Source organism: Klebsiella sp. 141161 (genome assembly GCF_050600815.1).
Classification (GTDB): Bacteria; Pseudomonadota; Gammaproteobacteria; order Enterobacterales; family Enterobacteriaceae; genus Klebsiella; species Klebsiella aerogenes.
On record NZ_JAQIRN010000001.1, the window covers coordinates 753,241 to 773,357 of the forward strand.

At 52.9% G+C, this 20,117-nt stretch carries 19 protein-coding genes and 1 pseudogene; 10 read left to right on the forward strand and 10 right to left on the reverse strand.

Annotated elements, in window-relative coordinates:
* Positions 1–91: 91 nt before the first annotated feature.
* From prc to PGR79_RS03610, 3 genes and pseudogenes are all read right to left on the reverse strand, one after another.
* Positions 92–2,140 (reverse strand): carboxy terminal-processing peptidase, encoded by a 2,049-nt coding sequence (gene prc, locus PGR79_RS03600; protein ID WP_087860559.1) that lies wholly within the window; start codon positions 2,138–2,140, stop codon positions 92–94.
* Between the two features lie 19 nt (positions 2,141–2,159).
* Complete coding sequence (gene proQ / locus PGR79_RS03605; RefSeq protein WP_015366026.1) at positions 2,160–2,843, reverse strand: RNA chaperone ProQ; 684 nt, start codon at positions 2,841–2,843, stop codon at positions 2,160–2,162.
* A gap of 81 nt (positions 2,844–2,924) precedes the next feature.
* Positions 2,925–3,438: pseudogene (locus tag PGR79_RS03610) on the reverse strand (GAF domain-containing protein).
* Positions 3,439–3,571: 133 nt separating this feature from the next.
* Here PGR79_RS03610 and yebS point away from each other — a divergent pair.
* The 5 genes from yebS to PGR79_RS03635 all read left to right on the forward strand — a co-directional run bounded on the left by yebS (position 3,572) and on the right by PGR79_RS03635 (position 9,623).
* Positions 3,572–4,855 carry a membrane integrity lipid transport subunit YebS gene (yebS, locus tag PGR79_RS03615; protein WP_015705937.1) on the forward strand — a complete coding sequence of 428 codons (1,284 nt, stop codon included), beginning with the start codon at positions 3,572–3,574 and terminating at the stop codon, positions 4,853–4,855.
* Positions 4,824–7,457 carry a PqiB family protein gene (locus tag PGR79_RS03620; protein ID WP_113373579.1) on the forward strand — a complete coding sequence of 878 codons (2,634 nt, stop codon included), beginning with the start codon at positions 4,824–4,826 and terminating at the stop codon, positions 7,455–7,457. Before yebS ends, PGR79_RS03620 begins: the two co-directional genes overlap by 32 nt.
* 87 nt (positions 7,458–7,544) lie before the next feature.
* A complete protein-coding gene (rsmF, locus tag PGR79_RS03625) occupies positions 7,545–8,978 on the forward strand; it encodes a 16S rRNA (cytosine(1407)-C(5))-methyltransferase RsmF (RefSeq protein WP_113373704.1) in 1,434 nt (477 codons plus the stop codon).
* 112 nt (positions 8,979–9,090) lie between these two features.
* The gene (locus PGR79_RS03630) at positions 9,091–9,330 is read left to right on the forward strand and encodes a YebV family protein (protein WP_015705939.1); all 240 of its coding nucleotides are present in this window, start codon (positions 9,091–9,093) and stop codon (positions 9,328–9,330) included.
* A gap of 101 nt (positions 9,331–9,431) precedes the next feature.
* The gene (locus PGR79_RS03635) at positions 9,432–9,623 is read left to right on the forward strand and encodes a YebW family protein (RefSeq protein ID WP_045376105.1); all 192 of its coding nucleotides are present in this window, start codon (positions 9,432–9,434) and stop codon (positions 9,621–9,623) included.
* On the opposite strand, the gene pphA is transcribed toward PGR79_RS03635, so the two are convergent.
* Positions 9,620–10,273, reverse strand: coding sequence for a protein-serine/threonine phosphatase (gene pphA, locus PGR79_RS03640; RefSeq protein WP_113373578.1), 654 nt, complete (start codon positions 10,271–10,273; stop codon positions 9,620–9,622). The two genes, PGR79_RS03635 and pphA, sit on opposite strands and share 4 nt — an antisense overlap.
* Before the next feature lie 146 nt (positions 10,274–10,419).
* Here pphA and PGR79_RS03645 point away from each other — a divergent pair, with 146 nt between their 5' ends.
* From PGR79_RS03645 to PGR79_RS03655, 3 genes are all read left to right on the forward strand, one after another.
* Positions 10,420–11,388, forward strand: coding sequence for a VirK/YbjX family protein (locus PGR79_RS03645; RefSeq protein ID WP_162750163.1), 969 nt, complete (start codon positions 10,420–10,422; stop codon positions 11,386–11,388).
* 117 nt (positions 11,389–11,505) lie between these two features.
* Positions 11,506–11,649 (forward strand): Ecr family regulatory small membrane protein, encoded by a 144-nt coding sequence (locus tag PGR79_RS03650; RefSeq protein ID WP_113373576.1) that lies wholly within the window; start codon positions 11,506–11,508, stop codon positions 11,647–11,649.
* 783 nt (positions 11,650–12,432) lie between these two features.
* Positions 12,433–13,527 (forward strand): acyltransferase family protein, encoded by a 1,095-nt coding sequence (locus PGR79_RS03655; protein WP_113373575.1) that lies wholly within the window; start codon positions 12,433–12,435, stop codon positions 13,525–13,527.
* 467 nt (positions 13,528–13,994) lie between these two features.
* Here PGR79_RS03655 and PGR79_RS03660 read toward each other — a convergent pair whose 3' ends face one another.
* The 3 genes from PGR79_RS03660 to yobA are packed head-to-tail and all read right to left on the reverse strand — an operon-like array spanning position 13,995 to position 15,597.
* Complete coding sequence (locus PGR79_RS03660) at positions 13,995–14,336, reverse strand: YebY family protein (RefSeq protein ID WP_087860549.1); 342 nt, start codon at positions 14,334–14,336, stop codon at positions 13,995–13,997.
* 13 nt (positions 14,337–14,349) lie between these two features.
* A complete protein-coding gene (copD, locus tag PGR79_RS03665) occupies positions 14,350–15,219 on the reverse strand; it encodes a copper homeostasis membrane protein CopD (protein ID WP_113373574.1) in 870 nt (289 codons plus the stop codon).
* 3 nt (positions 15,220–15,222) lie between these two features.
* On the reverse strand, positions 15,223–15,597 hold the full coding sequence (gene yobA / locus PGR79_RS03670) for a CopC domain-containing protein YobA (protein WP_087860547.1): 375 nt from the start codon (positions 15,595–15,597) through the stop codon (positions 15,223–15,225).
* A 134-nt stretch (positions 15,598–15,731) separates the two neighbouring features.
* Here yobA and PGR79_RS03675 point away from each other — a divergent pair, with 134 nt between their 5' ends.
* Together PGR79_RS03675 and exoX are read left to right on the forward strand one after the other, a co-directional pair.
* Positions 15,732–15,962, forward strand: coding sequence for a DNA polymerase III subunit theta (locus tag PGR79_RS03675; RefSeq protein ID WP_015366007.1), 231 nt, complete (start codon positions 15,732–15,734; stop codon positions 15,960–15,962).
* 79 nt (positions 15,963–16,041) lie between these two features.
* Positions 16,042–16,701 carry an exodeoxyribonuclease X gene (gene exoX / locus PGR79_RS03680; RefSeq protein WP_430921079.1) on the forward strand — a complete coding sequence of 220 codons (660 nt, stop codon included), beginning with the start codon at positions 16,042–16,044 and terminating at the stop codon, positions 16,699–16,701.
* A gap of 2 nt (positions 16,702–16,703) precedes the next feature.
* Here the strand turns inward: exoX and ptrB are convergent, their stop codons facing one another.
* From ptrB to PGR79_RS03695, 3 genes are all read right to left on the reverse strand, one after another.
* Positions 16,704–18,764 carry an oligopeptidase B gene (gene ptrB / locus PGR79_RS03685; protein WP_113373573.1) on the reverse strand — a complete coding sequence of 687 codons (2,061 nt, stop codon included), beginning with the start codon at positions 18,762–18,764 and terminating at the stop codon, positions 16,704–16,706.
* Positions 18,765–18,886: 122 nt separating this feature from the next.
* Positions 18,887–19,558: a tellurite resistance TerB family protein gene (locus PGR79_RS03690; protein WP_113373572.1), complete on the reverse strand. Its 672-nt coding sequence runs from the start codon at positions 19,556–19,558 to the stop codon at positions 18,887–18,889.
* Between the two features lie 105 nt (positions 19,559–19,663).
* Positions 19,664–20,017 (reverse strand): YebG family protein, encoded by a 354-nt coding sequence (locus PGR79_RS03695; protein ID WP_113373571.1) that lies wholly within the window; start codon positions 20,015–20,017, stop codon positions 19,664–19,666.
* Between the last annotated feature and the right edge of the window lie 100 nt (positions 20,018–20,117).

Here is a 20,117-nt window from a genome sequence, read left to right on the forward strand (position 1 = left end):
ATGAGAGTGTTGACATTTTTGTTGAATAAAGTCGAAGGGCAGATGAAGAGAGAAAAAGAAACGGGCACAATCACTTGTGCCCGTTGAGGAGTTATTTGCTTACCGGCGGCTCTACCGGAGGCTGAGCTTTTTCCTGTTGCGCCAGGTCAATCGCAATATGCACGGTCTCATCAAGATATGGATCCGGTTCCTGATAATCCTTCGGCAGATCGTCAATCTTTTTGAGCAGCGGCTTGCCTTCGCGTTTCAGGCGATCGTTCACCCGCGCCAGACGAATTGCATCATCTTCTTCATTCTCTTTCTCACGCTGTGCGTAGTTCAGAGAAACGATATTGCGCTTGTCTTTCATGGCGTTAAAGCGTGCAATATCCTTAATGATGTACTGGAATTCCGGATCTTTCGCGATACGGTCTTCATGGCGCTTAAGCAGTTCTGGTTCGAACGGTTTCATATCGCCCGACTTCACGTAGGTCGCCGGATCGATACTATCCCACGGCAGCGCGTTATCTTCATACTGCTCGCCGGTATCGCGATCTTCTTTACCGGTTGGCATCATGATGTCCGGAGTAACACCTTTACGCTGAGTGCTGCCGCCGTTAATGCGGTAGAACTTCTGGATGGTGTACTGCACGGAACCTAACGCCGGCCATTCCGGGCGCAGCATTTGATCGTAGATACGGTTTAGCGAACGATACTGCTGAACGGTACCTTTACCAAAGGTCTGCTCGCCGACGATCAGCGCACGGCCATAGTCCTGCATCGCGGCGGCAAAAATTTCCGATGCCGAGGCGCTGAAGCGATCGACTAAGACCACCAGCGGGCCTTTATAGTAAACCACACCGTCGGTATCGCTATCTTCGCGGACCTTACCGTTGTTATCACGCACCTGCACTACCGGGCCGGATGGGATAAACAGACCGGAGAGCGAAACCGCCTCCGTCAGCGCCCCACCGCCGTTACTGCGCAGATCGATGACGATACTGCTGACATTCTGTTTTTCCAGCTTCTGCAGTTGCACTTTGACATCATCAGTCAGACCAACGTAGAACCCCGGGATATCCAGCACGCCGACTTTTTCTTTACCGACGGTTTTAACCGACATCTTAACCGCGCGGTCCTCAAGACGAATACGCTCGCGGGTCAGAGTAACAATACGGGTTTTTGCCCCTTTGCCAGCCGGCAGAACTTCCAGGCGAACTTTGCTGCCCTTCGGTCCTTTGATCAGCGCGACAACATCATCCAGCCGCCAGCCGATAACATCAACCATGCTCTTACCCGGCTGACCGACGCCGACGATACGGTCGCCAACGCTAATCGCTTTGCTCTTCGCCGCCGGACCGCCGGCAACCAGTGAATTGATCACCGTGTAGTCGTCGTCCATCTGCAGCACCGCGCCAATACCTTCCAGAGACAGGCTCATTTCAGTATTGAACTGTTCGGTGTTACGCGGGGAGAGATAGTTGGTATGCGGGTCGATTTCGCGCGCGAAAGCGGTCATCGCCAGCGAGAAGACGTCTTCGCTGTTGGTTTGGGCCAGGCGACGAATCGCAAACTTGTAACGCCTGGTCAGGGTTTCACGAATTTCTTTATCGTCTTTACCCGCCAGCTTCAGGCTCAGTTCATCGAACTTCACCTTGGCGTCCCACAGCGCGTTAAGCTCGGCTTCATCCTTCGGCCACGGCGCTTTGCTGCGATCGAGGTTGAAGTTGTCGTTGCCGGTAAAATTCATCGGACGATCCAGTACCTTTAAAGCGTACTGGTAACGCTCAAAGCGACGCTTCTGCGCGAGGTTATACAGGTCGTAGAAAACGTCCAGTTTACCGCTGCGCAGTTCGTCGCCGATTTTATTTTTTTGCGCCGCATACTGAGAAACATCGCTGGCCAGCAGCACGTTATGGCTGTAATCCAGCAGATTCAGATAGCGGTCAAAAATCTTTGCCGAAAAGGCGTTGTCGAGATCAAACTGCCGATAATGGGAACGGGTAAAGCGCGAGGTAACGCGCTCACTTACCGTCGCGTGCTGCGGCTCTTCTTTCAGCACGGGAATTTGATCGACTCGGGTGATATCGTCCACGGCGAAGGCATGGCCTGCTATTGCTAGCAGGCCCGCAAGCGCGGTGAGCTTAAAAAGTTTGTTCATGCCTGGCCCGGCCTCCGTTTCAGAACACCAGGTGTTCTGCGCGTACAATCATTGACATACCAGAAGTCAGCTGTACACGAACGCCATCTTTGGTGATTTCCACAACGGTGGCGTCCATTGCGTTGTTGCCTGCTTTCACCTTCAGAGCCTGACCGACGCTTAATACAGAGACGTCAGACACCGGGGTAAGGCGTTGCTCTTCACGCGGTGCTTTGGCAGCTGCAGGACGCGGCTTACGCTGTTCACTACCTTCTTTACGGCGAGCCTGCGGCTGAGGACGCGGTTTACGCTCGCGGCGTGCCCCTTCTTCCTGCTGGCCTGCCGCGGCAGCGGCTTCGCGCTTCTTAGCCTGCTGGCTGGCGCGCTGCGCCTGAACGCGAGCTTTGGCTTCTTCGAGCTGCTGACGGGCGTGAGCAACGTGTTGCTCTTCCAGTTCGCCGCACGGGTTGCCGTCGAGATCGACGCGAATCGCTCCCGCTTTCACGCCATACAGATAACGCCAGCTCGAAGTATAAAGACGTAAGGCAGCGCGCAGTTGGGTTTTGCTGAGATTCATCTCTCCGCCAACTCGCTCTACAAGATCCTGAAAAATACCGATTTTCAGGGGGCGCGCTTCGCCTTCAGCGCTGAAACACTGAGGAAAACGTTCGGCCAGAAACGCGATTACTTCTTTACTGCTATTCAACTTAGGTTGATTTTCCATGAAATTTCCTGATTACAACGGACGTAGCCAACAAGCCGCAGGCATGAACAGGCGTCATTATAATGACGTCATCGCTAAATGCTACGTTATCCGTTGATTATCCTGCGACGTGGGCAAAGATTTTTTGATAATCGGTCGCCGCAATCAGCGTTTCAAGGCGCGAGACCAGCTCTGCAAGCCCCTGTTCGTCTTCTGCGGTGAAGCGGGAATACGCCGTGCTATCGATATCCAGTACGCCAATAATCTGATTGTTTACCTGCAACGGAAAGACGATTTCCGAATTGCTGGCGGCGTCACAGGCAATATGGCCGTCAAACGCATGGACATCTTCCACGCGCTGGACGCGGTTCTGCGCCACGGCGGAACCACAAACGCCGCGACCGACCGGAATACGTACACAGGCCAGCTTACCCTGGAACGGCCCCAGCACCAGCGTGTCGCCTTCCAGGAGATAAAACCCGGCCCAGTTGACCTCTTCCAGCCGTTCAAACAACAACGCGCTGGTATTTGAGATCATTGCCAAAAAACTGGTTTCGCCTGCCATAAGCGCCTGAAAATCGCGGTTCAGATCCGCGTAGAATTCTGTTTTGTTCATTTTTTAATCACTTAGTTGTCTTACTATCTCATCTGCAGATGCCTACTAAAATAAGCATTAAATGCCTTCGGGCTCAAGATGAATTCATTCCTGGGTTAATATAGTGGGATACATTCATTCCCGAACGTAATAAATGCTGATAAAAACACCCTCAATCACGCCGACGAAGAAGATTACCGTTCATTCGGTCAGTTCGCCAACGCCGCATGCGCACTATCAGCGCTGTACGCAGTGCGACATGCTGTTCCGCATACCGGTTGTGAAAAGAAATCAATGCGCCTGGTGTCCGCGGTGCAACGCGAAGGTCCGTGACGGCCGCGATTGGTCCCTCTCCCGGCTCGCCAGTATGGCGTTTACGATGATGTTGCTGATGCCGTTCGCCTGGAGCGAGCCGCTGCTGCGTTTGCATCTGCTCGGCGTGCGTATTGACGCCAACGTTTTGCAGGGGATCTGGCAGATGACCAACCAGGGCGATCCCATTACCGCCGCGATGGTGCTCTTCTGCGCGGTGGTTGCGCCCGTCCTGCTGGTAGTTTCCATCGCCTACCTTTGGCTTGGCAACGTGCTGGGGATGAACCTGCGGCCGGTGCTGCTGATGCTCGGCAAACTGAAAGAGTGGGTGATGCTGGACATTTATCTGGTCGGTATCGGCGTCGCCTCCATAAAAGTCCAGGACTATGCCTTCCTGCAGCCCGGCATCGGCTTGATCGCCTTTATCGCACTGACCCTACTCAGCATCCTGACGCTCATCCACATGAACGTGGAAGAGTTGTGGGAGCGTTTTTATCCCGAACGCCCGGCCATGCGCTACGACACCAATCTTCAGGTTTGCACCGGCTGTCACTATACCGGTTATCGCGACTCCCGCGGCCGCTGCCGCCGGTGCCATACTTCGCTGCATCATCGCCGGCCGCAAAGCCTGCAGCGTAGCTGGGCGGCCCTGATTGCGTCGCTGGTTTTCCTGCTGCCGGCCAACCTGCTACCGATTTCGATAATCTACGTCAATGGCGCGCGCCAGGAAGATACGATTCTTTCGGGGATCATTTCACTCGCCAACAGCAACATCGCAATCGCCGGCGTAGTGTTCATCGCCAGTATTTTGGTACCATTCACCAAAGTTATAGTGTTATTTACCCTGCTGGTCAGCATACAATTCAAGTGCGAACAGGGGCTACGTACGCGTATCCTGCTGCTGCGGCTGATTACCTGGATCGGCCGCTGGTCGATGTTGGATCTGTTTGTTATCTCATTAACCATGTCGTTGATAAACCGCGATCAGCTCCTGGCTTTTACCATGGGGCCGGCGGCGGTGTATTTCGGCGGCGCGGTAATTTTAACTATCCTTGCAGTTGAATGGCTGGACAGCCGCTTACTTTGGGACGCTCATGAGTCAGGAAACGCCCGCTTCGCCGACTGAAGCCAAAATAAAAACCAAACGCCGTATCTCGCCATTCTGGCTGTTGCCGGTCATCGCGCTGATGATTGCCGGATGGCTCATCTGGACCAGCTTTGAAGGTCGGGGAACGACGATTACCATCGATTTCCAGTCCGCAAACGGGATTGTTCCGGGACGTACCCCTATCCGCTATCAAGGGGTAGAGGTTGGTACGGTACAGGATATCTCTTTGAGTAAGGACCTCAGCAAGATCGAAGTTTCCGCCAGCGTGAAGAGCGATATGAAAGACGCGCTGCGCAAAGACACCCAGTTCTGGCTGGTGACGCCAAAGGCTTCATTGGCCGGCGTTTCCGGGCTGGATGCGCTGGTCGGCGGTAACTATATCGGCATGATGCCAGGTAAAGGCGAACCGGAAGATCACTTCGTCGCCCTGGATACTCAGCCAAAATATCGCATCAACAACGGCGAACTGATGATTCATCTGCAGGCGCCAGATCTCGGTTCGCTGAACAGCGGCTCGCTGGTCTATTTCCGTAAAATTCCGGTTGGCCGGGTGTATGACTACACGCTCAACGCCAACAATCAGGGGGTGACGATTGATGTATTAATCGAGCGTCGCTTCACCAATCTTGTTAAAAAAGGCAGTCGGTTCTGGAACGTCTCCGGGATTAAAGCCGACGTCAGCCTGAGCGGTGCCAAAGTCCAGTTGGAAAACCTCTCCGCGTTAGTTAACGGCGCCATTGCCTTTGACTCGCCTGACGACTCCAAAGCGGCGGCGCAAAACGACGAGTACAACCTGTATGAGGATCTGGCGCACAGCCAGCGCGGGGTGCTGGTGACGCTGGAGCTACCCGACGGCGATGGGTTGAAGGCGGGCTCTACGCCGCTAATGTACCAGGGGCTGGAAGTAGGTCAGTTAACCAAACTCAATCTCAATCCCGGCGGTAAAGTTAGCGGTGAGATGACCGTCGACCCGAGCGTGGTCACCCTGCTTCGGGATAAGACGCTGATTCAAATGAAGAAGCCGAAAATCTCGCTGGATAACCCAAGCGTTAGCGCTCTACTCACCGGCAACACCTTCGAGCTGGTCCCTGGTGACGGCGAACCGCGAAATCACTTTATGGTTATGGCAGCCGATAAAGCGCTACTGGAAGAGCCCAACGTCGCCACCGTGACGCTATCGGCGCCGGAAAGCTATGGCATTTCTGCCGGCCAGCCGCTGATGCTACACGGCGTTAAGGTCGGCCAGGTGCTGGAACGCAAGCTCACCGCAGAGGGTGTCACTTTCCAGGTCGCCATTTCGCCGGAGTATCGCAATCTGGTACGCGGCGATAGCAAATTTGTCGTCAACAGCCGCCTTGATGTGAAAGTTGGGCTGGATGGCGTGCAGGTACTTGGCGCCAGCGCCAGCGAATGGGTTGATGGCGGGATCCGCATCATCCCCGGTGAAAAAGGGGAAATGCACAACAGCTATCCGCTGTATGCCAACCTGGAAAAAGCGCAGGAAAATAGCCTCAGTGAAATCCCGACCACCACGCTGAGTCTTTCCGCGGAAACGCTGCCCGATGTGCAGGCAGGCTCGGTAGTGTTGTATCGCAAATTCGCCGTCGGCGAGATCATCTCGGTGAAACCGCGCAGCAACGCTTTCGATATCGATCTGCATATCAAACCGGAATATCGCCATTTGTTAACCAATAACAGCGTTTTCTGGGCGGAAGGCGGCGCGAAGGTAAAACTCGACGGTAATGGGCTAACCGTGCAGGCGTCGCCGCTGGCTCGCGCGCTGAAAGGCGCCATCAGCTTTGATAACCTCAACGGCAGCAGCGCCAACGCGCGCTTGAACAATAAGCGTATCCTGTACGCCTCCGAAACCGCCGCCCGCGCGGTGGGCGGCCAGATTACGCTGCACGCTTTCGATGCGGGTAAAATGGCGGCGGGTATGCCGATTCGCTATCTCGGTATCGACATCGGCCAGATCCAGTCGCTGGAGTTGATTACGGCAAAAAATGAAGTTCAGGCGAAAGCGGTGCTTTATCCGGAATATGTCGGCACCTTTGCCCGTGCCGGTACCCGCTTCTCGGTGATTACGCCGCAGATCTCTGCCGCCGGCGTTGAACATCTGGACACGATCTTCCAGTCGTATATCAATGTTGAACCTGGCCGTGGTTCGCCGCGCCGCGACTTCGAGATTCAGGACACCACCATCACCGATTCGCGCTACATCGACGGCCTGAGCATTATCGTCGAAGTGCCGGAAGCCGGTTCGCTCGATATTGGTACGCCGGTGCTGTTCCGCGGCCTGGAAGTGGGTACCGTGACCGGGCTGACGCTGGGCTCGATGTCCGACCGCGTTATGGTTAAGCTGCGTATCAGTAAGCGTTATCAGTACTTAGTGCGCAATAACTCGGTGTTCTGGCTGGCTTCCGGCTATAGCCTCGACTTCGGTCTGATTGGCGGAGTGGTGAAAACAGGTACCTTCAACCAGTTTATCCGCGGCGGTATCGCCTTTGCCACCCCGCCGGGAACGCCGCTGGCGCCGAAAGCGCAGGATGGCAAACACTTCTTGCTGCTGGAAAGCGAGCCAAAAGAGTGGCGCGATTGGGGAACGGCGCTGCCTAATTAATTCTCTCCAATGCCTGAACGCCCCGGTGTCCCGCTCCGGGGCGTTTATGGTAAACTGCGCCCCCTTTTTGCTTGTGGTGCGCTGCTCGTGGCTCAAAACGCTGTCTTTCTCCCGGAACTCTTCCTCGCTCAAATGCGTGCGGCAATGCCAACGCATCTTTCGTTCGATGACTTCATCGCCGCCTGCCAGCGCCCGCTGCGCCGCAGTATTCGCGTCAATACGTTGAAGATTACGGTCGCTGATTTTCTGCAACTGGTCGCCCCTTACGGCTGGCAGTTAACGCCGGTCCCGTGGTGCGCAGAGGGTTTCTGGATCGAGCGTGATGATGACGATGTACTCCCGCTGGGCAGCACCGCCGAGCATCTGAGCGGGCTATTTTATATTCAGGAAGCGAGCTCGATGCTGCCGGTGGCGGCGCTGTTCGCCGATGGTGAAATGCCCGAGCGAGTGATGGACGTCGCCGCTGCGCCGGGTTCCAAGACCACGCAGATAGCCGCCCGGATGAGCAACCACGGAGCGATCCTGGCGAACGAATTTTCTGCCAGCCGGGTGAAAGTGCTGCACGCCAATATCAGCCGCTGCGGCATTAATAACGTTGCCCTCACCCACTTCGACGGGCGCGTCTTCGGCGCCGCTCTGCCTGAGTGCTTCGACGCGATTTTGCTCGATGCCCCCTGCTCGGGCGAAGGAGTAGTGCGTAAAGATCCCGACGCGCTAAAAAACTGGTCTCCAGAAAGTAATCAGGAGATTGCCGGCACGCAAAGAGAACTCATTGACAGCGCATTTCACGCTCTGCGTCCTGGCGGTACCCTCGTCTACTCCACCTGTACGCTGAACCGTGAAGAAAACGAGGAAGTGGTTAACTGGCTGCTGCAAACCTATCCGCAGGCGGTTGAAGTCATGACGCTGGATTCACTCTTCCCGCAGGCTCGCGAAGCGCTCACCGACGAAGGTTTCCTGCACGTATTCCCGCAGATTTTTGATTGTGAGGGTTTTTTCGTTGCCCGCCTGCGTAAAACCACCTCTATCGATCCCCTACCTGCGCCAGGTTATAAAGTGGGCAAGTTCCCTTTCGCACCGATGAAAGGACGTGAGGCAGCGGCTGTCACCGCAGCCGCCAACGCCGTTGGCCTGCAATGGGCAGAGCATCTTCGTTTATGGCAACGCGATAAAGAAATCTGGCTGTTCCCGCAAGAACTGGAAGCGTTAATCGGCAGGGTTCGTTTTTCGCGCATCGGAATTCGCCTCGCTGAAACGCATAACAAAGGCTACCGCTGGCAGCATGAAGCAGCGATCGCGCTTGCTGCGCCAGAGGAGCCGTTTGAGCTCACCTTAGCGGAAGCGGAAGAGTGGTATCGTGGGCGCGATGTCTATCCCGAGACGCCGCCGCGGCAGGATGAAGTGATTGTCACTTTCCAGGGCGCGCCATTAGGACTCGCCAAGCGCGTGGGATCGCGGTTGAAAAACAGTTACCCTCGCGAACTGGTGCGCGACGGCAAACTTTTCGCCGGAAAGTCGTGACCGCGCGCCAAAAAGCGCACTTTTTGACTGGCGATATACTCCCCGTTGTCTACGCTGAAAAATGACGGCCTAACTGGTCGTACCACAACTCAGCAGACAAACGGGGTGAATGATGAGTAAAACTAATGTACGAATCGGCGCGTTTGAAATCGACGACGCCGAGCTGCATGGCGAGTCACAGGGTGAGCGAACGTTAAGCATTCCTTGCAAATCCGATCCTGACTTATGCATGCAATTAGACGCCTGGGATGCCGAAACCAGCGTTCCCGCCATTCTTAATGGCGAACATTCTGTGCTTTACCGTAAACACTACGACCGCCAATCCGATGCCTGGGTCATGCGTCTTGCCTGACTCAAATGAACCCGTCGCCTGAGACGGGTTATTTATATCCCTCCCCCGCTGCGCTAACTTCCCCTACACTTACCTTATGTTCATTCGCTAATGAGGGCGGGATGTTTGCCTTAGTATTATTCATTTGCTATCTGGACGGCGGGTGCGAAGACATCGTAGTGGACGTCTATGATAGCGAACGACAATGCCTCGTCGCTATGGACGACCAACGAATTCGCCAGGGAGGCTGTTTCCCGGTAGAAGATTTTATCGACGGCTTCTGGCGTCCGGCGACGGAATATAGCGACTTTTAAACAGCCGACTGCAGCCGCACCAGCGTTAGCTCTCCGCCAAACACCGCGCCGGTATCAATGTAGTGTTGGTTATCGCTATCGTAACGGCGTTTAAGCGGCGTATGGCCAAACCAAAAGTGATCCGCCCCGGCTATCTCTCCGTGCCGTCCCGCCAGATGATCGGTTAAACGCTGGCGGCCCCAGAGCACCTGATGCTCGTCCACGGGCAACTGCCAACGATAAACGCTGGCGGGATAGTCGGCATGGGCAATCACGTGGGTGGTATCCTGGCAGCGGAGTTCAATGATTAACGGCACATCCCGGCAGCGGTTAAACAGCAAATCAGCTAACCGTTTCTGTTCCTGTGAGGCGGTTGGATACCAGCCGCCGCCGTTCATCGTCCACAGCGCCATTTCCCCGCTCGCCAGCGCATCCAGCGCCATTTGCTCATGGTTGCCGCGCACCGCTCTGAACCACCGGCAATGCAGCAAGCCCAGACATTTCACGCTTTGCGGCCCACGGTCAATCAGATCGCCAACAGAGATCAGAAGATCCTGCCAGGGATCAAATTTACGCTGCCGCAGCTGGGACATTAATAAATCAAAACAACCATGTAGATCGCCCACCAGCCAGATATTACGCCAGGCGCTACCTTCTACGCGCTGATACATATTTCCACCCCCTCAGTTAATTATACAAAATATGACTGAAGGCGTGGTTAGAAATACATACGTCAATCAACGTTAAACAAGGCGTAAATATAGTCTGGCGAAGCATTAAGCTTGTCCCGCGAGATCCGTAAAATAAAAATAAAATAATGACGAGGTATGACATCGTGACGGACAATAGCCTGCATTCATCATGCACACTTCAGCAACGCTCAAATTTGATTGCCGATCTCGTAATGGGGCGTATCACGCCTGCGCCAATCTGGCAAAAACGCAATTATCGGCTCAAATTCTTGCTGCGTACGGCACTGTTCTATCAGCCGACCCGCGAGATGCTGGACACCCTTTCTGCGCGTGGTGATTTCCGCCAACTGCTGGCGGCGCAGGCTACGCTGCCAGGTAAAGTACATCGCCAGTATTTAGTGCGCGACCTTAACGCCCGTCAGCGTTCCCAGGCTATCATTAGCCACTATCAGTACGTCGACTCGCTGGGCGAGAACCGATTGGCAACGGCCATGATATCGCCGTCAGAACGACCGTTACTGACCCTGTCCGCTAAAGATGATGCGGCCTTCACGCTCTTTGCCTCGTCAGCCGGCAAAGCCGAACGAGAAGGTGAAACGACTCTTTGGCTTCGCGATAGCCAGCAGCAACTGTTGGCCAGCGCCACGTTTAGCGTAGTCCGCCATCAAGGGCAGTGGCAACTGGTCATCGGCGGCCTGCAGGGGCCGCGTCGGCATGTTTCCCATGACGTCATTAAACACGCAACCCGCGCCTGCTACGGTCTGTTTCCCAAACGCCTGCTGTTGGAGTTCATCTGGCTGCTGGCCGCCCGAAGCAATATTCAGGCTATTTACGGCGTCAGCGATAATGGTCATGTGTTTCGCGCGCTGCGCTATCGTTTAAGTAAAGGCCGGCACTTCCACGCCAGCTACGATGAGTTCTGGCAATCAATTGAAGGCGTGCGTGACGATAGTTATCGCTGGCGCCTACCGCTGAAGCTGGAAAGAAAATCGCTGGAGAGTATCGCCAGTAAAAAGCGCGCCGAATATCGCCGCCGTTTCCAGTTCATGGATGAGATGGCCGTACAGGTGGCTAATCTGCTAAGTGTAAAATAAATATTCACGTCTTATTACGAAAAAGATTCGCCGTTTTTAATAACGGCGTTTTCATTTGTACATTCTTTGGTTAATATCGTGGCCTGTTGATAATTGGTTTAAGTTGGCCATTGACCCATGAGTAAAACTGAGATTTTCCTGCTGCTGGTTATCCTGCTTATTTTAGTTAGCGCGCTGTGGTTTATTTTCAGTGACGAGATATGGGTATTGGTCAGCTATCTGGAAACCTTACTCTATCCTACGTTAATCGCCCCGGAATAAATGCCAACATGCTGACCGTCCATGGATTTATTTCTATCTTTATCAATTAGCGGCAAAACCTCTTCGCCCCTCTAAGAACCGCATTAATTGCATAACATTACATCATTGCCTCATTTAATTTATCATACAAATAGGTATACTACTGACTTCCGATGTAGACCCATCTTTCACCTGCACTATGGGTCTGGTTGTGTGCAGGTGTCTTCTTTCTGTTGTGTTTTTACACACCCACTGCCTTTTAACAGCAACACGCTAGCAATACCGTGAATTGCAACCGGTAGAATGGCTACGTTCTCAACGGTCCCCATGCGATAGAGCTACGATGTAACACACTTTTAGCAACCTTTTACCCCATGCTCCACCAGGGTAGAGGAGCTGATATGATCTGGCCGCCATATCGGGATAACTGACATCTGATGATCGGTAACTGCAAGTTAACCTGACGTTTAGGTTGGCATATAAATATGAGCGTTATAGCTAATTTAATCTCTAAATCCGTCAATAAATCATTCACACCTCAAATACCAACAAACAACCCATACAGGAACAATATATAAAAAGCTAAAACACCGCATCGATTTATATTAAATATTTTCTGAAAAAGTAACAAAAAAAATGAACATCTAAAACAAAAAATCCATAACCAATTGATAATAATGAAAAATAAAAACAGAGTGCAATAATTGCTAATACTTGTAGATCACCACCCCCTCTTATTTATGCTGAGAGCCCGCATTGTAAGTGGTAACATCTGCGGAAATCCCCCCTCAGGTTGTTGATTAAATGAACAGCAAGCAAGAAATATTATCAATACATTATCTTCGCGGCATAGCAGCATTATTAGTCGTACTACTTCACATTTCCTGGTATATGGGGGATGAATGGGGGCATTTATTCGATGCCGGAAGGATTGGTGTGGATATATTTTTTATAATTAGTGGGTTTATTATTGCCTATGCTACAAGACATGGTAATGAAAATACGGTTTTATTCCTGGGGAAAAGACTTGTTCGAATTTACCCTTGTCTTTTTATTGTTTGGGTATTCTATTGCGTTACCGTTTTTCGCGACGCTAACCTATCGACCATGATTAAATCATTACTTCTGTTTCATAAAAATTACTCCGCCCCCGCTCCTGCGTATGACTTTAACCTGATGGGGACTCCATGGACGTTAACCTATGAAATTTATTTTTATATTGTATTTTCAGTAGCTATGAAAGTATCGCATAAATACAGATCCGTGCTATGCTCCCTGTTCTTAATAGCATTAACAGTCATATCTCAGATCACATATAATGGAGCATTTGAGTTCAACCGATATGTGTCTGCAAATATATTAGTACAACATTGGTATCAGGTTCCACTCAAAATTATTAGTACCACAATCACATGGGAATTCATTGCTGGGATGGCTCTTTTCGAACTAAGAGGATGGCTTGTAAAATATAGAAGCAAACTCGTTGAACAAGCCTTAATTATATTATCAACAATATATTTGACGATGTTATATGTCAATGGCGGTCATGGCTTAATATTCAAGGCTGGTATTTTTTACGGGGCATTTTTAATATTCTTCACAGCATTATACTTTGAAGCCGGAAATGCAATGTTCAAAAATAAGTTCCTGCATTTCCTGGGCAATATTTCATATTCGATGTATCTGATTCATTATGCAATTAACCAGTACATCAGAATTCATACCAACTGGATTTGGAGTGATATCCCAGGGGTTATAAAAGTCGCGGCTATACTCAGCCTGACTTTCGTCTTCTCTTATTTATCATATCGACTCATAGAATTACCCGCGATGAAAGTGTTTAAATACTATATAAAAAGACATTCTGTTAAAGCGCATGAGACAAAGTTGGCCGTATAAAAAGGGGGCTGTCCCTCTCTTTGATCTTCACACATCAAAGTTGCGCCATTTCACTAAAGCCGCATTTTGGGTATCGGAGTTGCCGTAACGGCAGGACGGCAATTTTTATGTAAAAATAATGTTAAGCTGGTTTTGGTTGTGATATAAGGTAGAAAGTTCAGCATTCGGCCGTTTGAGCACTCTCAGCGGGATGTGTGTAACTCGCTGAATAACAGATAAAAAGAGACCGAACACGATTCCTGTATTCGGTCCAGGGAAATGGCTCTTGGGAGAGAGCCGTGCGCTAAAAGTTGGCATTAATGCAGGCTAAGTCGCCTTGCCTTATAAGAATAGATGACTGTGACAGGTTTTCCAGTCCGCGACAAAAGTGGTTGAAAAATTGCTGACAAATAACAAAAAACCGCCGCGTTCTCTTATCAAACGCCGGCGGTTTTTTTACCTTTAAAACAAAGTGATATAGGTCATTATCAACAAAGCTTTTGCGCTCGTTCGATAAATGGCGCCAGGCTCATTTTTTGCCCCGGATGCTGCGGATCGTCAGCCTGAATGATGGAAATCGGCTGTGCGGTAGTCTTACCGGCCTTCACTTCCTGCTCGGCGACATCATTCAGCGGATACTGCACCAGGGTGCTCGGGTTGATGGCGTACAGCGCATTACCCGGGCGGCAGGTTAACATGACTTCTTCACGGGTGAACGCCCAGTTGTCCTTACCCACTTCAAAACGGCTCACGGTAATCACCTGTGGCGCCGCCAACGCGGCGCCTGAGCTTGCCAGTAACAACATTGTCAGAACGATTTTTTTCATCATTTAGCCAGTTAATTCAATTAGGTTGCCAGGTCGCGAACAGGCTGACGGCAAGTATCGCCAGCGCGGCAAGCGCCATTTCCAGCTGTGTAGTGCGTAAAATAGTTCGTTCCGCCCACGAGCCGTTACCTGACATTCGCGGTACCAGAACATACCTGTTCACCAGCGCAATTGCTACCATCCCGGCGACCAGCGCACATTTGAACAACAACATCACTCCCCACGGTGAATCGCCAATCAGCCGCCCCTGTATCAACAGCGTATTGCCAATCCCGCTGGCAATCGCGCCAGCCACGGCCAAATGCCCGTAACGTGAAAAGCGCATCATGGCGGTTATGGCTACCTGACGCCAGCGCCCGCGCGCCAGCCGCAGGCAGTAGACAAATGGCAGCAGCCCACCGGCCCAGGCAGCGACGCAAAACAGATGTAGCGCGTGATTAGTACGCTGTAATGCGCCAGTCCAACCATCGTTCATCGCCGCATGCCCCACGCCTGCCATTAACAACAACTGCGCGCAAAATAGCAGCAACAACAGACGCGCCGGGCGACGCGGTTTGATCCACGCGACAGTCAGCGCAATCCACGCCAGTACCATCTGCCACAGCCAGACGCCGCCAAACTGCGTCCCGATAACAGCGCGCCAGATTGCGGGTTGCCAGACATCGTTCCAGCCATCGCCCATCAACCCACCCTGCGCCATCAGCATCAAGGTGGCTGAAATAGCGCTAATCATTAGCAGATAGCGCAGCAGAGGATAAAAACGCTGCATCAACAGGCGACGCAGCGAGACTGGCGCCCACCATGCGCCGTACAGCGCGCAACCGAAGGCCGTCATCAATGAGATGAAGTGGACAAACCGCAGGCCGACATATATTCCCGACAGCATGGTTTATTTCACGCTGAAGTGGTATTGCCCTTTGGTCTTATGGCCGTCAACGGAGACCACATGCCACTCTACGGTGTACTCGCCCGCCGCCAGCGGTTCATTCAGCGGCAGCGTTAATTGCGCTTTATTACCGTCGCTACGGGCCAATTTGCCGGTAGCCACTGGTTTATTCTGCGGACCGCTGAGGGTCACGCCGCTGAAAGTGGTTTCCACCCCTTCACTGAAGGTTAAGGTGAGCGCCTGCGGCGACGTTGAGACCGTCGAATCGGCCGCCGGGATTTGTTGCTGGAGATGGGCATGGGCAAAAGCGCTGGCGGTGGTCAACATAGCGCTGAGAAATACGGCGGCGTATAGCGCGCGTCCGGCAATGTTTCGCATTAACGTCATTCCTTTTTGTTATGTATGTTGGACAGAGAATAACCCTGTATAATAGCAGAGTCGAGCTAAGCATCCGGGACTTGCCTTTCAGCGTCACGCTTAGTAACTTTTGCGCCGTAATGAAGGAGGTACTGATGGCAAATAATCTGGCAAAAATTTCGCAAGATGAAATGGACAAGGTCAACGTTGACCTCGCAGCGGCCGGCGTCGCTTTTAAAGAACGCTACAATATGCCCGTCGTTGCCGATCTCGTCGAACGAGAGCAACCCGCTCACCTGCGCGACTGGTTTCGTGAACGACTGATCGCGCACCGTCTGGCATCCGTGTCACTTTCCCGCCTGCCGTATGAACCGAAAGCGAAATGATTGCTCATTCCTTGAGATTCTGCCCATTGGCAACCGCCGCGCATTCTATTACGCTGGGGTTTTTGGCGAGGAGTAAGCCATGCTGCGCGTAATCGATACCGAAACCTGCGGTTTGCAGGGCGGCATTGTTGAAATTGCCTCCGTCGATATCATCGACGGCCAGATAACCAATCCCATGAGTCATCTGGTGCGCCCTGACCGCCCAATCAGCCCGCAGGCAATGGCAATCCATCGCATTACTGAAGAGATGGTGGCCGATAAGCCCTGGATTGAAGAAATCGTGCCGCACTACCAGGGCAGCCCATGGTATGTCGCCCATAACGCCAGTTTCGATCGCCGGGTATTACCGGAAATGAACGGCGAGTGGATTTGTACTATGAAGCTGGCGCGCCGCCTGTGGCCGGGGATTAAGTACAGCAATATGGGGTTGTATAAGTCGCGCAAGCTGAGCGTAGCTACCCCGCCGGGTTTGCATCACCACCGCGCGCTGTACGACTGCTATATCACCGCCGCCTTACTGCTGGATATTATGCAGGTCTCCGGCTGGTCGCCGGATGAAATGGCCAACATTACCGGCCGCCCGGCGCTGCTGACTACCTTTACCTTCGGCAAATATCGCGGCAAAGAGGTGTCGGAAGTGGCGGAAAACGATCCAGGCTATTTACGTTGGCTGTTCAATAACCTGGACCGGATGAGCCCGGAACTGCGTCTGACCCTTAAACACTATCTCGGCGAGTAACGCTACACTTCCACCTTGCCGGGCAAAGTCCCCTGCGCGAGGGCGATTAAAAAGGCGTATTCCAATGCCACGCCCTCGTAGCTTTTAAACCGTCCCGACTTGCCGCCATGCCCGGAATCCATATCGGTACATAGCAGCAGCAGATTGTCGTCGGTTTTCAGCTCGCGTAGCTTCGCCACCCACTTCGCGGGCTCCCAATATTGCACCTGCGAATCATGCAGCCCGGTGGTCACTAGCATATGCGGATAAGCCTGGGCAGATACGCCATCATAGGGGCTATAGCTCTTCATATAGTGATAATAGGTTTCGTCCTGCGGGTTTCCCCACTCCTCAAACTCACCGGTAGTGAGCGGAATAGATTCGTCGAGCATGGTGGTCAGTACGTCAACAAACGGCACCTGCGCCACTACGCCATGGAACAACTCCGGTCGTTGGTTAATCGCCACGCCCATCAGCATGCCGCCGGCGCTGCCGCCCATGCCATAACATAATTTAGGGTCGCCATATCCCTGCGCCAGCAGCGCATCGCAGACGTCCAGATAATCGTTAAAGGTATTCTTTTTGTTGAGGAATTTGCCGTCTTCATACCACTGCTGGCCAAGTTCGCCGCCGCCGCGAATATGAGCTATTGCAAAGACAAAACCGCGATCCAGCAGGCTCAGACGGCTGGCGCTAAAATCGGCGTCCATGCTGGCGCCGTAAGAGCCATAGCCGTACACCAGTAGCGGGTTGGCCCCTTTACGAAAGTGTTCGCGGTGATAGACCAGCGATACCGGCACCTCCACGCCGTCACGCGCTGTCACCCACAGATGTTCGCTGCGATAACAGGCAGCGTCAAAGCCCTGCACTTCCTGTTGTTTGATAACCCGCCGCTCGCCGGTATCCATATCCAGCTCAAACAGCGTATCCGGAGTAGTCATTGATGAATAACCATAGCGTAGCCGCGAGGTCTCCGGTTCCGGATTATAGGCAAGCCAGGTGACGTAGGCGGGATCGTCAAAGGCGATACCTACCACTTCTCGCGTTTTACGGTTGATTTGCCGCAGGCTGGTCAAGCCACGCTGACGCTCCTCAACCACCAGCCAGTCGGTGAATAGAGTAAAGCCTTCGAGCATCACGTCAGGACGCGCTGGGATCAGCGTCTGCCACTGGTCTTCATCGCGGAGCACGGTGCGGTAAAGACCGAAGTTTTTGCCCTCGCGATTAGAACGCAGATAAAACGCGTGCTGATAATGGTCGAGGCTATATTCATGATCCTTACGTCGTGGCAAAAAACACACCGGTGCCGCATCGGGAAGCTCCGGGTTAAGTAATAACACTTCGCTGGTGGTGGCGCTGGCAAGATAAATCACCACAAACTGCTGGGAGGTAGTCTTATGCACGCTGACGTAAAACGTGTCGTCTTTCTCTTCGTAGACCAGGACATCGTTATCTGCGGTGGTGCCAATGGCATGCCGCCAGACCTGATAAGGCAGCAGCGTCGTCGGATGTTTGCGCACATACCACAGGAAGCGCGAGTCGTTGCTCCAGGCGAATCCTGGCGTGACGTTTTCCAGGATTTCAGCCGACCATTCGCCGCTGTTCAGATCCTTAAAACGTAAGCCGTACTGACGCCGTGAAAGATAATCTTCCGCCACCGCCATCAGCTGGTTGTTCGGCGCGACGCCTAATCCGCCGAGAGTGTAGAATTCGCTTTTCGCAGCCCGCTGGTTGGCGTCGAGCAAAATCTCCCATTCATCCCACTCTTCTTTGAGCACTGACTGACGTTGGTAAATCGCGTATTCACAGCCGGGTTCATAGACCTGACGATAGCGGTAGCCATTTTTGCTATAAAGTGCGGAGACCTCCCGCTGCGGAATGCGATCGATGATTTCTTTCAGCACCCGCTCCTGCAGGCTGCTTTGCGAGTCCATCACCTTTTTACCGTAGTCATTTTCCTGATGGAGATAATCCAGCACTTCCGGGCGCGCGCGTTCGTCATCGCGCAGCCAGTAGTAATTATCGATGCGAGTGTCGCCATGTAGCGTCATGGCGTGGGGGATCCGTTTGGCTTTCGGTAGCATGCGTTATTCTTCTGCGTCTTATTATGGAATCACAAAATCACTCAGGGCATCGTGCGCCCTGAACGATGTCGTGTCTATAAGGGTGGCAAAAGTGGCCAGCGATGCAAGCGGAACGCTCTCTTTTAAGAATCAAGCGCCTGCTTTTGCGCCTGAACATCGCGTTCTATCTCTTCGCGGACATCTTCAGGCAGTTTGAGCGCGTCACCGAGCGCATCCAGGTAGCTGCGCTCCATAAAATGGTCGATATCAATTACCGCACAGCTGAGGTAGTAAATTTCCAGCGCTTCTTGCCCATCGCGCACGCTTTGCGCCAGCCGCTGCGGGTCGAGCGGCTGGGTTAAAACCCTGTCGATCAACACCCGGCCCTGCACGTCGATGTTCGCCGCTCGCAACTGCTCTTCTATATGCTGACGTTCACGCTCGTCAATATGACCGTCGCTTTTGGCGGCAAAGACTAGCGCGGTAATCAGCCGCTCGCTGCGCGCATCAAGCACAACCGGTTCCTGGGCAGGCGCTGTTGATGTCTGTGTCACGATATCCGCCTGCTGGCCGCGCATTTTTTGCTGATACTTATTCCACAGCACGCTGCCTGCCACCGCGCCGCCGCCAACCAGCAGCGCGCCGGTGCCATATTTCGCCAGCAGCTTGCGCGATGACTTGCTGGCGACCAATAAGCCCGCAAGACCGCCCAATGCGCCGGGCAGCAGGTTTTTAGCGGATGACGACTTTTCAGCGGAGACGGGGTTACCCTGCTGGCCCAGCAGGGACTGAAGTTGATTAAGCCAGTTAGCCATAACATTCCTCATAGCGCGAGATGCGATGCCATCAGCCTAAACGACGAGACGTCAGGAAATGTTATGGCTGGCTAAAGATGCGAAAATTTCCGTTGCGCCCGGTTATCAGGCAGCTTTCACTTTCCGCGGCTTTTTTGCGGCGCCTTCTTCGGCGGAAGAGGACTCAGCCTCGGCAATTGCCGACTCCGGCATTTCTGCCGCCGCATCAGCATGATCTTCTGCTTCCGGCAATTTCCCTGACTTCAGAATGTGGTGTAAGGCGTCTTTGCGCTCGGCCAGCCACATCGACATATTGTCACGCTGAGCTTCATCTAATTCCAGCGGGCACGCGACCAGCCAGTCATTGAGCACCTCTGCCAAATCGAGCATTTTGTCGTAAGCATCGGCCTCTTTTTTGCTGGCAAAAGACATTTTTTCCTCACCTTCACGGATCACGACGTATTTGATTTCAACCGCCATTGTGCAGCCTCTTTATACTGTATTTATATACAGTATATCAAATTTCGCCGCTGTTCTCAACTTACGCGTGTAAAGACAGACGCAAACGTTTTCGTTTATA

Coding starts and splice junctions, on each gene's coding strand:
- exoX (WP_430921079.1), top strand. CDS start 16,042: ATGCTGCGCGTAATCGATACCGAAACCTGCGGTTTGCAGGGCGGCATT.
- PGR79_RS03675 (WP_015366007.1), top strand. CDS start 15,732: ATGGCAAATAATCTGGCAAAAATTTCGCAAGATGAAATGGACAAGGTC.
- PGR79_RS03650 (WP_113373576.1), top strand. CDS start 11,506: ATGAGTAAAACTGAGATTTTCCTGCTGCTGGTTATCCTGCTTATTTTA.
- PGR79_RS03645 (WP_162750163.1), top strand. CDS start 10,420: ATGACGAGGTATGACATCGTGACGGACAATAGCCTGCATTCATCATGC.
- PGR79_RS03655 (WP_113373575.1), top strand. CDS start 12,433: ATGAACAGCAAGCAAGAAATATTATCAATACATTATCTTCGCGGCATA.
- yebS (WP_015705937.1), top strand. CDS start 3,572: ATGCTGATAAAAACACCCTCAATCACGCCGACGAAGAAGATTACCGTT.
- yobA (WP_087860547.1), bottom strand. CDS start 15,597: ATGCGAAACATTGCCGGACGCGCGCTATACGCCGCCGTATTTCTCAGC.
- proQ (WP_015366026.1), bottom strand. CDS start 2,843: ATGGAAAATCAACCTAAGTTGAATAGCAGTAAAGAAGTAATCGCGTTT.
- PGR79_RS03630 (WP_015705939.1), top strand. CDS start 9,091: ATGAGTAAAACTAATGTACGAATCGGCGCGTTTGAAATCGACGACGCC.
- pphA (WP_113373578.1), bottom strand. CDS start 10,273: ATGTATCAGCGCGTAGAAGGTAGCGCCTGGCGTAATATCTGGCTGGTG.
- PGR79_RS03695 (WP_113373571.1), bottom strand. CDS start 20,017: ATGGCGGTTGAAATCAAATACGTCGTGATCCGTGAAGGTGAGGAAAAA.
- ptrB (WP_113373573.1), bottom strand. CDS start 18,764: ATGCTACCGAAAGCCAAACGGATCCCCCACGCCATGACGCTACATGGC.
- prc (WP_087860559.1), bottom strand. CDS start 2,140: ATGAACAAACTTTTTAAGCTCACCGCGCTTGCGGGCCTGCTAGCAATA.
- PGR79_RS03635 (WP_045376105.1), top strand. CDS start 9,432: ATGTTTGCCTTAGTATTATTCATTTGCTATCTGGACGGCGGGTGCGAA.
- PGR79_RS03660 (WP_087860549.1), bottom strand. CDS start 14,336: ATGATGAAAAAAATCGTTCTGACAATGTTGTTACTGGCAAGCTCAGGC.
- copD (WP_113373574.1), bottom strand. CDS start 15,219: ATGCTGTCGGGAATATATGTCGGCCTGCGGTTTGTCCACTTCATCTCA.
- PGR79_RS03690 (WP_113373572.1), bottom strand. CDS start 19,558: ATGGCTAACTGGCTTAATCAACTTCAGTCCCTGCTGGGCCAGCAGGGT.
- PGR79_RS03620 (WP_113373579.1), top strand. CDS start 4,824: ATGAGTCAGGAAACGCCCGCTTCGCCGACTGAAGCCAAAATAAAAACC.